General features: G+C 71.4%; 8 protein-coding genes. 4 read left to right on the top strand and 4 right to left on the bottom strand.

The window, feature by feature from the left end; genetic code table 11:
- Window positions 1-139: 139 nt before the first annotated feature.
- Window positions 140-1,525 carry an MFS transporter gene (locus tag ACFRFC_RS21560; RefSeq protein WP_382678626.1) on the top strand — a complete coding sequence of 462 codons (1,386 nt, stop codon included), beginning with the start codon at window positions 140-142 and terminating at the stop codon, window positions 1,523-1,525.
- Window positions 1,526-1,690: 165 nt separating this feature from the next.
- Here the strand turns inward: ACFRFC_RS21560 and ACFRFC_RS21555 are convergent, their stop codons facing one another.
- Window positions 1,691-2,167 carry an Lrp/AsnC family transcriptional regulator gene (locus ACFRFC_RS21555; RefSeq protein WP_382678628.1) on the bottom strand — a complete coding sequence of 159 codons (477 nt, stop codon included), beginning with the start codon at window positions 2,165-2,167 and terminating at the stop codon, window positions 1,691-1,693.
- 93 nt (window positions 2,168-2,260) lie between these two features.
- Window positions 2,261-4,153, bottom strand: coding sequence for a helix-turn-helix domain-containing protein (locus ACFRFC_RS21550; protein WP_382678631.1), 1,893 nt, complete (start codon window positions 4,151-4,153; stop codon window positions 2,261-2,263).
- A gap of 152 nt (window positions 4,154-4,305) precedes the next feature.
- On the opposite strand from ACFRFC_RS21550, the gene ACFRFC_RS21545 reads away from it, so the two are divergent.
- The 3 genes from ACFRFC_RS21545 (at window position 4,306) to ACFRFC_RS21535 (ending at window position 8,981) form a co-directional block, all read left to right on the top strand.
- Window positions 4,306-5,730, top strand: coding sequence for an FAD-binding oxidoreductase (locus tag ACFRFC_RS21545; RefSeq protein ID WP_382678634.1), 1,425 nt, complete (start codon window positions 4,306-4,308; stop codon window positions 5,728-5,730).
- Between the two features lie 53 nt (window positions 5,731-5,783).
- Window positions 5,784-7,199, top strand: a complete 1,416-nt coding sequence (locus tag ACFRFC_RS21540) for a carboxylesterase/lipase family protein (protein ID WP_382678637.1) — start codon at window positions 5,784-5,786, stop codon at window positions 7,197-7,199.
- Between the two features lie 75 nt (window positions 7,200-7,274).
- The gene (locus ACFRFC_RS21535; protein ID WP_382678640.1) at window positions 7,275-8,981 is read left to right on the top strand and encodes an FAD-dependent monooxygenase; all 1,707 of its coding nucleotides are present in this window, start codon (window positions 7,275-7,277) and stop codon (window positions 8,979-8,981) included.
- Between the two features lie 256 nt (window positions 8,982-9,237).
- Here the strand turns inward: ACFRFC_RS21535 and ACFRFC_RS21530 are convergent, their stop codons facing one another.
- Window positions 9,238-10,095, bottom strand: coding sequence for an SDR family oxidoreductase (locus ACFRFC_RS21530; protein ID WP_382680143.1), 858 nt, complete (start codon window positions 10,093-10,095; stop codon window positions 9,238-9,240).
- A 26-nt stretch (window positions 10,096-10,121) separates the two neighbouring features.
- The gene (locus ACFRFC_RS21525; protein WP_382678642.1) at window positions 10,122-11,939 is read right to left on the bottom strand and encodes a flavin-containing monooxygenase; all 1,818 of its coding nucleotides are present in this window, start codon (window positions 11,937-11,939) and stop codon (window positions 10,122-10,124) included.
- Window positions 11,940-12,063 lie beyond the last annotated feature (124 nt).

The raw sequence follows: 12,063 nt of genomic DNA, 5'->3' as shown, positions 1-12,063 counted from the left end.
TCCGCGAGTCAAACCCGTAGGTGCATCCCGGTACACCGGCACCCGTCCCCCCCCCGTTCACGACCGCGCAACCTGCCCTGGTCGCGGTCAGGCAGCCGCATGCAACGAGAGAACGGCTCAACCAGAAACGAGGAGCCCCATGAACCGCTCGTCGGCCGACGACGCCCGTCGACCCAAGGAACGAATGCCGCGCCCTGTCCTCTACGTGATCGTCCTGTGCGCCCTGGTCGCGCTGATGGACGGATATGACACCCAGGCGATAGCCCTGGCCGCCCCCGACATCGGCGCGGACTGGAACGAGAAGCCCTCCGCGTTCGGCCTGGTCTTCGGGATCGGGCTGTTCGGCGGACTGATCGGCGCCACCGCCGCGGGCTGGGTCGGTGACCGCGTCGGCCGCCGTCCGGTTGTCCTCTTCGGGGTCGCGGTCTTCGGGCTGCTCACCGTCCTGACCCCCGCGCTGGGCACCTCCCTCGCCGCGCTGGAGTGGCTGCGCTTCTTCACCGGCCTCGGCCTCGGCGCTGCCGTGCCGGGCATCATCTCGCTCGCCTCCGAGTACGCGCCCGCCCACTCCAAGGCCACGGTGGTGAGCTGGATGTGGTGCGGCTTCCCGCTCGGCGGTGTGCTCAGCGGCGTCCTCTCCGCGGCACTCATCCCCGACTTCGGCTGGAAGAGCCTCTTCTACATCGGCGGCGTCGGTCCCCTGATCCTCCTGGTGCTGCTGTGGTTCAAGCTGCCGGAATCGGCCCGCTTCCTCCAGGTGCGCGGCGACACCGCCCGCGCGGCCGAGATCTTCGCGCGGCTGGGGGTCACCGACCACACCGGGGCGCCGACCGCCCCCGCGCCACAGCCCGCCGGTGGCTCACGGTTCCCCGTACTGGACCTGTTCCGCCAGGGCCGGGGCACCGGCACGGCTCTGCTGTGGACGGCGATGGCCCTCACCCTTCTCATGGTGTACTTCCTGGCGACCTGGCTGCCCACCATCGCCCCCGGCGACAACACCCGCGGCGCCCTGCTCGCCGTGGCCACCCTCAACCTGGGCTCAGTGGCTGGCTGCATGCTGATCAGCCGACTCGCCGACCGGTACTCCGCGACCCGGGTGATCGCCGTCTGCTACGCACTGGGAGCCATTGCCATCGCCCTGATCGGTGAGGTCGGTTCGTCCACCGCCGGGCTGCTCGGCATCACCTTCGTCGCCGGATTCTTCGCCGTGGGCGCGCAGTTGTGCACGGTCGCCCTGTGCGCCACGTACTACGAGACCCGTCTGCGGGCGACCGGAGTCGGCTGGTCCATCGCGGCCGGACGGCTGGGTGCCATCTTCGGCCCGACCCTCGGCGCGGCGCTCATCGGCGCGGGGGTCGGCGTCTCAGCCCTGTTCCAGCTCGCCGGAGCCGTTGCCCTGTGCACCGGACTGGTGGTGTTCCTCGTGGGCTTCGTCCACAAGTCCGCGGTCACCGTCCCCAGCGGCGTTCCCGTCGCCGCCGGCGACGAGGCCAAGGCGATGCGGCGGCCTGGCCCAGTCGTCTGACGCTCCGGAGACCAGCGCACGGCACACCGACCCCCCTTTTTGTGCCGTGCGCGTCCTCCGTGGAACATCGCGTGGCACGGCAGCGGAAACTCCTCGCCGGTCCACTGCGCGGACCGTACCCCCGACTCCCGACACAGCGGGCGGTGAGCCGGAGGAGGAGCCGGCCTACTCACCGTTCTCGGCGGTCTCCTGTAGCAGTGGTGCCATCCTCAGTGGCACGACCTCCACCAGAGACAGCATGGTGTTCGAGCGGACGACTCCGCTGCACGAGAGCAGGAGCCGGGTCACCCGGTAGAGGTCGTCGCTGCCCCGGGCCACCACCCGAACCAGGAGATCGGCGTTGCCGGTGACGGCGTGCACCTCGCACACCTCGGGCACGGCGGCGATCTCGTCCAGCGTCCGTTCGCCCCCCACCTGCCCGATCTCCAGGGTGATGAAGGCCATCACCGGTCGGCCGAGCCGCTCCGGGCGGACCCGGACGCTCGGCGGGGCGAGCGTGCCTTCGGACTCCATCCTGCGCTGCCGACTCTGCACGGTGTTGCGGGCGAGACCGAGCCGCTCGGCGAGCGCCACGGTCGTCGCCAGCGGCTCCTCATCGAGCGCGAGCAGCACTCGCGCCCCCGTGCGATCCAGTGTGCTCATACCGCTTCTCCCTTCGCGCCGACGGACTCCACTCCATCATTATGCTCAGGTAGTGTGAGAAATGGGATGCAGAATGCTCAATGCCCTGCTGGCTCATGCGTCGGTCAGTGAGCGGGTGAGCCGGTGCAGGCGGAGCGCGAGTTGCAGCTCGGGTGTGCGGTCCGGTTCGCGCCAGCTCTCGCCGAGCACCTCGGTGACGCGGGCCAGGCGCTGATAGAGCGTGTTGACATGAATGCGCAGCGCCGCCGCGGCGCTCGCGTGTCGGCCGCCGTGCGCGAGGTAGGCGTCGAGTGTGCGGACAAGTTCGGTGTCCCGCTGGTCGTCCACGGCGATCAGCGGGCCGATGTGTGCCGCCACGAAGCGGGCCAGCTCGGCGCGTCCCGCATGCGAGAACAGGGTGCGGTACGCGCCGAACTCGTCGGCCGGCGCGATGGTGCCCGCCCGGTCGAGGGCGAGGAGCAGGGCCACGCTTCCCACCGCCGACCGGTAGGCGTCCTGGACCCCGGCCACCGTGCCGCCGGCGTCCGCGACCGCGCCCGTCACCCGCGCCACCGACAGGTGCGCCTGGAGCCTGAGCCGTGCTGCCGAAGAGCTCTCCACCGGCAGCAGGACCACCCACCGTCCCTCGAACTCCGCCCACCACCCGCCGGCACTGCCGACCAGCCGGTCGATCGCGGCGCCGACGGCAGCCGAGTCGTGGTCGGCGTCGAGCACCGCGACCGTACGGACCGACGAGAGATCGACGCCCGAGCGGACCGCCCGCCGGTACAGCGCCGGTTCGTCGAGATGCCCGCCCAGCAGCGCCGCGAGCAGTTCTCCGTGCGCCCTGCGCTCCGCTTCGGCCACCGCGCGGTCGGAGGCCAGGACAAGACCCGTGGCGATCGCCGTCGCGCCCACCGAACCGGCCGACTCCTCGTCGAAGGGCGACGCCCGCAGCACGACGAGGCTGCCCGCGGAGGTGCCGGCCAGGTCGATCGGAACGATCGCGCAGTACTTGCCCGCCACCCGCTCGATGCGGGTGCTCCAGGGCGAGGCCCCGTCCGGCCCGCAGGCCATCCGCACCACCTCCCCCCACCCCTCGGGTTCCTCATGCCTTTCCGTGCGCCCGGCGGAGGTGCGGGCTGTCGCCGTACCGTCGGGGTCCAGCACGGCGACCGTCGCGTCCAGTGCCCCGGCCAGTACCTCGATGACCTCGCCGAGACCGCCGCCGCGGAGTACCACGGCGGTCAGCCGCTCATGCATCTCCACGGCACGGCGGTTGGCCCGGTCGCTGCGCGCCAGCCGAGCCGTGGTGCGCTGGTGCTCGGCGAAGAGCCTCGCGTTGTGGATGGCGATCGCCCCGTGCGCGGCGAGCGAGGCCAGCAGTGTGATCTCGTGGTCGGCGAAGGCGCGTGGATGCCGGTCGGCGGCGAACAGTACCCCGATCGTTTCCGGGCCGACCCGCAGCGGCACACCCAGCACCGCTGTCAGTCCCTCCTCGACCGCACCGGCGTACAGGGCATCGGGATGTACCAGGGCATCGTCGTGCGCGTAATCGGCGGTCCAGCGCGGCTGCCCCGTCTGCATCACCAGCCCGCCGATGCCGGCCCCCGGAATGATGCGCGACCCCCGCAGGGCCGACCCGATCGAGCCGTCCACGACCTCCATCGTCAGCACCTGGTCATCATCGGACAGCATCACGTAGCCCAGGTCGACGTTCAGCAGCCGCCGGCTCTGCGCCGCGATCTCGCCCAGCACCTCGCCGGGCTCGCGCATGGCGGACAGCCTGCGCACCAGATCGATCAGCACCCCCAGCTCCGCCGCCCGGTGACGATGACCGGCGAGCAGGGCCCGTAGATGCAGTGCCTGCCGTGCCTCGGACTCGACGGTCGCCGGATCCTCCCGGCCCTCGCCCAGCGCGCGGGCGCGATGAGCCTCGAAGGACTCGACGGGGGAGTCGTCGATCAGCAGGCTGAGCCATGACGTCGGAACCTTGGACGGGAGCATGGAGGAAATCTACTCCCTTGGCATCGAACTGTAGAGATCTTCTCCATTTCGGCGAGACTGCGGCGGATCTAGCGTGGGTGCCCGAGGGCCTCTCCGGACCCGGCGGACGAGCCGAGGCCGGACGAGGCCGACCGTGAGGAGGAGGCGGGACGGTGAAGAAGGAGAATGCGGAGAAGACGGTGCCGGAGGCACGGGCGCTGCGGGAACTGAAGGAAGCGCTTCCCGACGGCCGGGTCATCACCGACCCCTCCGTGATCGAGGGATACCGCCGGGACGAGGCGGAGTGGGCACAGGCGGGCAATCCGCTCGCCGTGGTCCGCCCCCGCACCACCGCCGAGGTTGCCTCGGTCGTCCGGTGCTGCCTGGCGCACGGCATCGCGATCGTGCCCCGGGGCGGCGGATCGGGCGTGTCGGGCGGCGCGACCGCGAGCGATGGCGCGATCGTCCTCTCGCTGGACGCGATGGACACGATCGTCGAGATCGACGCCGCCGAACGCCTCGCGGTCGTCCAGCCCGGCGTCGTGAACGGCGATCTGCGCGACGCCTGCGCGGCGCAGGGCCTGTGGTATCCGCCGGACCCATCGAGCGCGTCGTGGTCGACGATCGGCGGCAACGTCGCCACCAACGCCGGGGGCATCTGCTGCGCGAAGTACGGCGTCACCCGGGACTATGTGCTCGGGATGGAGATCGTGAACGGGCTCGGAGAGGTGGTCCGGCTGGGCCGGCGCACCGCGAAGGGGGTCGCCGGCTTCGACCTGTGCGGTCTCATGGTCGGGTCGGAGGGCACGCTCGGTGTGATCACAGAGGTCACCCTCCGGCTCCGGGGAGCCCGTGCGCCAGAACGCACCGTCGTCGGCTTCTTCGACTCCGCCGTCGCCGCGGGTGAGGCGGTCAGCGCCGTCATAGCCGCCGGGGTCGTGCCGTCCGCGCTCGAACTGCTTGACCACGCCTCCTTGAAGGCACTGGACGCCGTGGGCGGCACGGACCTCGCGGGTGAGGCGGACACCGTGCTGCTCGGACGGACCGACGCCTCGGGCGCGGCCGGTGAGGCCGAGAGCCACGCGATGCTGGAGTGCTTCCGCAACGCCGGTGCCGGCTGGGCCGACCGGTCCGCCGACGAGGCCGAGGCCGAGGCGCTCTTCCAGGCCCGCCGGGAGATCTACCCGGCCGTGGACCGGATCGGTGCCGTGCTCTCCGAGGACGTGTGCGTTCCGCGGGGAGCGGTGCCCGCGATGCTGGCCGCGGTGACCCGTACCGCTGCCGAGCACGACCTCATGATCGCGACCGTGGCGCACGCGGCGGACGGCAACCTCCATCCGCTCATCGTCGTGCCCCGGGGCGACGACGCGGCCGGAGCGCGGGCACAGGACGCCGTCGAGGCGATCATCGGGACCGCCCTGGCGCTCGGCGGGACGGTCACAGGAGAGCACGGTGTCGGGCTGCTCAAGAAGGACGGCCTGGCCGCCGAACTGGGCCCCGCGTCCCTTGCCATGCACCACGCCGTGAAGGCAGCCCTCGACCCCGCGGGCATCTTCAACCCCGGGAAGGTCCTGGACACCGTTCCCCGCCGGGGCTGACCGCCCGTTCCGGGGCCACCCCGCCCCACTCTGCACCACCCAGGAGAGGTCCGATGTCGTACACCCTGGATCCCGTCACCCGCACCACGGGCGGGCGCGTACGCGGCGCCACCAACGCCGCGGTCGTCCGCTACCGGTCCGTGCCGTACGCGGCGCCGCCCGTCGGGGCCCTGCGTTTCGCCGCCCCGGCCCCCCACCCGCCGTGGGACGGCGTCCGTGACGCCACCCGCCTGGGGCCCACCGCTCCCCAGCGCCCGCGCTCCCTTCCCGGGCTGGACCTGACACCGATCATCGGCACGGGCTGGCGGACCGGCGACGACTACCTGACTGTGGACGTGTGGACCCCGGACCCCGGCTCCGGGGGACTGCCCGTCCTGGTGTTCCTGCACGGCGGGGCGTTCGTCGCGGGCACTGCCTCGGCACCCGCCACCGACGGCACCGCCTTCGCCCGCGACGGCGTGGTGGTCGTGGCGATGAACTACCGGATCGGCGCCGAAGGCTTCCTCCCTCTGTCCGGCGGCGTGACCAACGCCGGGCTCCGCGACCAGATCGCGGGACTGGAATGGGTGCGTGAGAACATCGCTGCCTTCGGCGGCGACCCGGGGAACATCACACTGGTCGGCCACTCCGCGGGCGCGGTGTGTGCCGGGGCCCTGCTAGAGTCGCCGCGCGCCTCGGGCCTGTTCCGGAGGGCCGTTCTGCAGAGCGGCGGCTTCGGCAGCGTGCGCGGCCCGGCCGAGGCATGGCGGCTGAGCGCGGCCGTCGCCGACGAGCTGGGCGTCGTCGCCACCGCGCGCGCGATGCGCGAGATCGCTCCCGAGGATCTGCTCGCCGCGCAGGCAGCGGTCGCCGCGCCCGGACGCGCCCTCGATCTGCGGGACCCCACCGGACACGATCCTGGCCACGGCATGTTGCAGTACCTGCCGTTCCTCGACGACGACCTTCTTCCCTCGAACGCCGCCACCGCCCCCGTCGATGTCCTTATCGGCAACTGCGCCGAAGAGATGAACGCCTACCTTGTCCCGCCCGGAGTGACCGCTTCCGATGAGGCCGCCCCCCTCGTGGCGCGGCTGGGGGCGAGTCACCCCCACCCCGAGGAGGTGCTCAAGCAGTACGGGCTGGGCGACGGGCGGCCCGCGGGTACCGTTCTCGCCGAGGCGCTGACCGATCTGGCATTCCGGGCGCCCGCCCGGCGATACGCGGCGGCCCACGCGGACCGCACCCACTGCTACGAATTCAGCTGGCCGTCCCCCCTGTTCGAAGGGCGCCTCGGCGCGTGTCACGGCATCGAGCTCCCCTTCGTCTTCGACACCCTTCCCACGGCCGGCGGACCGGACGGACTCGTCGGCGACCACCCCCCGCACGACCTGGCCCGGCGGATGCACCGTGCCTGGACGCGTTTCGCCACGGACGGCGACCCCGGCTGGCCGGTCCACGGTCTCACCGGTCAGGTTGCCGTGATGGGTTAGGACCCGGTGAGAGGCCATCCCACCGGAAACCACACGCACAGTACAGAGCAGTACTGACGGAAGGCAGGACGCATCATGAGCGACGCGACCACGACGACGGACACCGCCCCGCGAACGGACGGGGCCAGCGCGTACGTACCGGTGCTGATCTCGGGCGCGGGCCCGGTCGGCCTGATCCTGTCCATCCTGCTGTCCCGGGCAGGCGTGCGGAACGTGGTGGTGGAGAAACGCGAGCGCATCGGCGAGCTGCCCCGCTCGCGGGGCGTCACGGTCCGGACGATGGAACTCCTCGACCAGATCGGACTCCGGGAGGAGCTGGAGTCGACGGCGCTGCCGTACGCGTGGACACGGCAGTTCGTCTACACCGAGACACTGGCCGGGAAGATCGTCGGCACCATGGCCACGGACGCCACGAGTACCACCGACGCCGCCGCGCTGTCTCCGGCGCACTATGTCGTGGCCGCGCAGGACCGGATCGACCCGATGCTCTTTAAGGCCGCCATCGGCTACCCCGAGGCGGAGGTGCGCATGGGGACTGAAGTCATCGAGTACACCGAGGACGCCGACGGCGTGGTCACCACTGTGGTCAACCCCAACGGCACCCTGACCCGGCTGCGCTCCGCGTACATCGTCGCGGCGGACGGAGCCCGCAGCCCGCTCCGGGAGATGGCAGGCATCACCGAAACCGGCCGGACCACCCTGCGGACCTACATCAACAACTATGTGCGCGCCGACCTCAGCCGCTTCACGGCGGGCCGGGAGGGTTCGCTGATCTGGACGTTCGCGCCCGGCCGTGAAGGGCTGTTCCAGCCGCTGGACGGCGTCGACCGGTGGGCCGTCCAGGTCCAGCGCGAGGGTGACCCGAGCGTGGTCGGCCGCTGGACGGAGGAGGAGGCGCTGGCCCACATCCGGGCGATGATCGGGGACCCCGCAGCCGACGAGACCGAGATCGACATCATCCGGTCCTACGGCTTCGCCCTGACGATGACGATCTCCGATCAGTTCCGCAAGGGCCGTCTGCTGCTGACCGGCGACGCCGCCCACCAGGTCCCACCGTTCGGTGGCTTCGGCCTGAACACCGGGATCCAGTCCGCCCACAACCTGGCCTGGAAACTGGTCGAGGTGCTGCGCGGGACGGCGTCCGAGGAACTGCTCGACACTTACCAGACCGAACGCCACGAGGTCGGGCGCCGGGTGATGGACTTCGCCCGGACGAACTCCGGCTACATCGAGCAGCTGATGCGGTCGGTGGGCCAGGGCAGCGACGAGGAGAAGCGGTCGGCCATCATCGGGGCCTCACGCCAGTACGGCAACTGGTGGGGCCTCGACCTGGGCGTGCACTACGAGGAGGCGGGCGCGTTCATTCCCGACGACGTCCCGGCGCCCTATGTCGAGAACCCCGTCATCGACTACGTCCCCCATGCCAAGCCGGGCTACCGAGCACCGCACTTCTGGGCAGCGCTCGACGGCGACCGGGTGAGCTCCATCGCCCTGTGCGACGGCGACTTCGTAGTCTTCACGGGCCCAGACGGTCAGCCGTGGACGGAAGCGGCGCGCGCCCTCCCGCTGGACAACACTCCGGCCATCACCGCGTACCGCGTCGCCGCCGACGGCGATCTCGTCCCCGAGACTGACTTCTGCAAGCTGTACGGCATTCAGCCCGACGGCGCGGTCCTGATCCGCCCCGACGGCCATGTGGCCTACCGGGCGGAGGGACTCCCGGCAGACCCCACGGGCGAGCTGACATCGGTGCTGCTACGGATTCTCGGGCGAACCGCCTGACCGTGCGGGGAGCATGACCGCCGTCGCCGCCGCAGGGATTCGCCGTAGGCGAACGCGGGCCGCTGGGCCCCGGTCCGCACAGAGATCCGCTGGTCGTCACCCCCTGTCCGTCCCGGATGAGGGACCCGAGGGGGCAGGGGAGTCGGCAGGCGTACCGCGCCAGGAATCGGGAGGTCCGTTCGTCAGATGAGACCCGGTCGAGGCGGCGGAAGTGGCCCGGAAGGGCGACGACAGCGCCCCCTGACCGGCATGCGGCTCAGCTCGGCGGGCGGGGCGACAGGCCGGAGGTGCCCGGCAGACCGGCCGACATCGCCGCTACGACGCCGCCGTCGACCAGCAGATCGGTGCCGGTGACGAAGGTGGCGTCGGGGCCGAGGAGAAACGCCGCCGTGGCGGCGATGTCGCCCGCGGTGCCGAGCCGCCCGGTTCCCGAGGCCTCGACCATCGCGCGTATCCCCGCCCCGCCCGGCCCGGCCAGCTCCTGCTGACCCATGGGTGTGGAGATGACGCCGGGGCTGATCGTATTGACCCGCGCCCCGCGCAGACCCCACCGCGTACTGGCGCTCTGGACCCTGAGCTGGTTGGCCCGTTTGGCGAGGCTGTAGGCGAACCCGGCGTCGGGCAGCGCCTCGCCGCGCAGGATCGGCAGGGCCAGCAGCTCGTCCGCCGGGGTGTTGGCCAGCGCTTGCTCCGTGTCCGTGGTGAGTGCCCCTCGGGCGAGGGTCCCCGCCATGCTCGCGATGACCACCCCCGCGCCGCCGGGGGCGACGACCCGCTCGAACGCGTCGAGAGTGAGGGCCACACCGAGCAGGTCGACCCGCAGGATCGCGTCGACCGGTGCCTGAGCGGGGGACAGGCCGGCGGTGTGGGCGATCCCGGTGACCGCGCCCAGCGACGCCGCCGTTCTCGCCAGCTCCGCCACGGAATCGGCGGAACCGACATCGACCCGCCGGCCCTCGACGTCGTACCCGTCGCCCCGCAGCCGCTCGGTGAGGGCGTCGAGCAGAGGCACGTCGTAGTCGGCCAGGAGCACCTTGCGGCCCATGCCACAGCGTCGGGCGATGGCTTCGCCCATGCCGCCGACACCGATCACGGTCAGTACGCCGGGTGTCATCATCCGCTCGCTTCCTTTCGGCGTTCTCACTGGGTGGAGGGGACGCGGTCCCCGCGGGTGCGCAGGATCTCGTCCAGGGACTCTTCGCGCCAGCGCCTGAGCAGCGAGTGGAAGGCGACGGCGCCGTGCGGGTAGGCGCTCGGGCCGTCGGGGCGTCCGCGTCCCTCCCGGTTGTAGTAGCCGGGGGTGCACTCGGCGTGGAACCAGGCGTGCTCGGGGGCGTCTTCGGCCAGGGCGGCCAGCCAGGAGTCCTCGGCGGCGAGTGACGGTTCGACCAGGGCGTTCCTGGTTTCGGCGGCGGCGACGAGGGCCGCGGCGTGGACCGCCTGCTCGTCCAGCACATGGGTGAAGTTGACACTGACGGTGTTGTGCAGCACGCCCATCCGGATCAGATTCGGGAAGCCATTGCTGGTGAAGCCGTGGAGGCTGCGCACGCCGTGCTCTCTCCAGGTGTCGCGCAGCGTCGCCCCGCCCCGGCCGCGCACCGGAAGCCTGCCGGACTCGACACCGGCGGTCCCCAGGGAGAATCCCGTGGCGAAGATCAGGCAGTCCAACTCGTAGAGCGTGTCACCCACCACGGCTCCCCGCGGGGTGATGCGCTCGATGCCGTGGGTGTCGGTCGTGTCGACCAGGGTGACATTGGCCCGGTTGAACGCCTCGTAGTACGTGTCGGAGAACGTGGGGCGTTTGCATGCGTACCGGTACCACGGTTTGAGTTTCTCGGCCGTCTCCGGGTCGGTGACGGCCGACTCGACACGGGCACGCAGTTCGTTCATCTTGGCGGCATCGGCGATCTCGTAGTCCGCTTCGAAGGCATCACCCCGGTCCGTGCGCCGGAAGCTGGGAAGGAGCTTCTCCAGCAGTGCGGCGGACGAGGTCCAGCGGTCCGCCACGAGGTCCCGCTCGACGCTCTCGCCGGAGACGATGCGCAGGAAATTCTCGCGGCGCTCACGGGCCCAGCCGTCGTGCTCGGCGCCCACATCGTGCGCGGTGGTGCGGCGGTTGGCGCGGACGTCCACGGTGGACGGGGTCCGCTGGAACACATGGACGTGCCGGGCGTCCTGGGCCAGCAGCGGGAGGACCTGGACCGCGGTGGCGCCGGTGCCCACGATGCCCACCCGCTTGTCGGCGAGGCCGGTCAGCCCGCCCTCCGGGGTGCCGCCGGTGTAGGCGTAGTCCCATCGCGAGGTGTGGAAGGTGTGTCCGGCGAAGTCCTGGACGCCTGGTATTCCGGGTAGCTTGGGCTCGGTCAGGGTGCCGGTCGCGGTGATGACGTAGCGGGAGCCGAACACGTCGCCGCGATCGGTGCAGACGGTCCAGGTCTGGGATTCCTCGTCCCAGGCCAGCGCGGTGACCGAGGTGGAGAACAGGGCGTCCGCGTAGAGGTCGTACCGGTGGGCGATGCGTTCCGCGTGCCTGCGGATCTCCTCGCCCGGGGCGTACTTCCACGCGGGCACATAGCCGGTCTCGTCGAGCATCGGCAGATACACATGGGACTCGACGTCACAGTGGACGCCCGGGTACCGGTTCCAGTACCAGGTGCCTCCCAAGCCACCGCCGTTCTCGACGATCCGGATCCCGTTCACCCCCTGCAACCGCAGCCGGGCTGCGGCGAGCACACCGCCGAATCCACCGCCCACGACGGTCACGGTGACAGGGTCGCGCCGGGGTGCGCGGGAGGCTGTCGCCGGGGAGAACGGATCCGTGGCGAACGAGGCGAACTCGGCTTCGGCGGGGCGGTATTGGCGTTGCGCCTCGGGATGGAGGCGTCGCTCGCGCTCGGCTTGGTAGCGCTGTCTGAGTGTGGCGAGTTCCTTGGGGGTCGGGACATGAGTGGCCGTCATGTGGGGGGCTCGCTCCCGTGGATGTGAGGCATGGGATGTGCGGCGCGGGCAGGTGGGTCGCCTGACGGCGGGATGCCTGGAACAGGGGTGTCTGACGGTGGGTCCGGTGCCGTTGTGGACGCCG

This window comes from Streptomyces sp. NPDC056734 (assembly GCF_042790455.1).
Lineage (GTDB): Bacteria > Actinomycetota > Actinomycetes > Streptomycetales > Streptomycetaceae > Streptomyces.
Note: the sequence above shows the minus strand (reverse complement) of the source record. Positions and strands in the feature narration are given on the sequence as shown.

Coding starts and splice junctions, on each gene's coding strand:
- ACFRFC_RS21560 (WP_382678626.1), top strand. CDS start 140: ATGAACCGCTCGTCGGCCGACGACGCCCGTCGACCCAAGGAACGAATG.
- ACFRFC_RS21535 (WP_382678640.1), top strand. CDS start 7,275: ATGAGCGACGCGACCACGACGACGGACACCGCCCCGCGAACGGACGGG.
- ACFRFC_RS21530 (WP_382680143.1), bottom strand. CDS start 10,095: ATGACACCCGGCGTACTGACCGTGATCGGTGTCGGCGGCATGGGCGAA.
- ACFRFC_RS21555 (WP_382678628.1), bottom strand. CDS start 2,167: ATGAGCACACTGGATCGCACGGGGGCGCGAGTGCTGCTCGCGCTCGAT.
- ACFRFC_RS21540 (WP_382678637.1), top strand. CDS start 5,784: ATGTCGTACACCCTGGATCCCGTCACCCGCACCACGGGCGGGCGCGTA.
- ACFRFC_RS21525 (WP_382678642.1), bottom strand. CDS start 11,939: ATGACGGCCACTCATGTCCCGACCCCCAAGGAACTCGCCACACTCAGA.
- ACFRFC_RS21550 (WP_382678631.1), bottom strand. CDS start 4,153: ATGCTCCCGTCCAAGGTTCCGACGTCATGGCTCAGCCTGCTGATCGAC.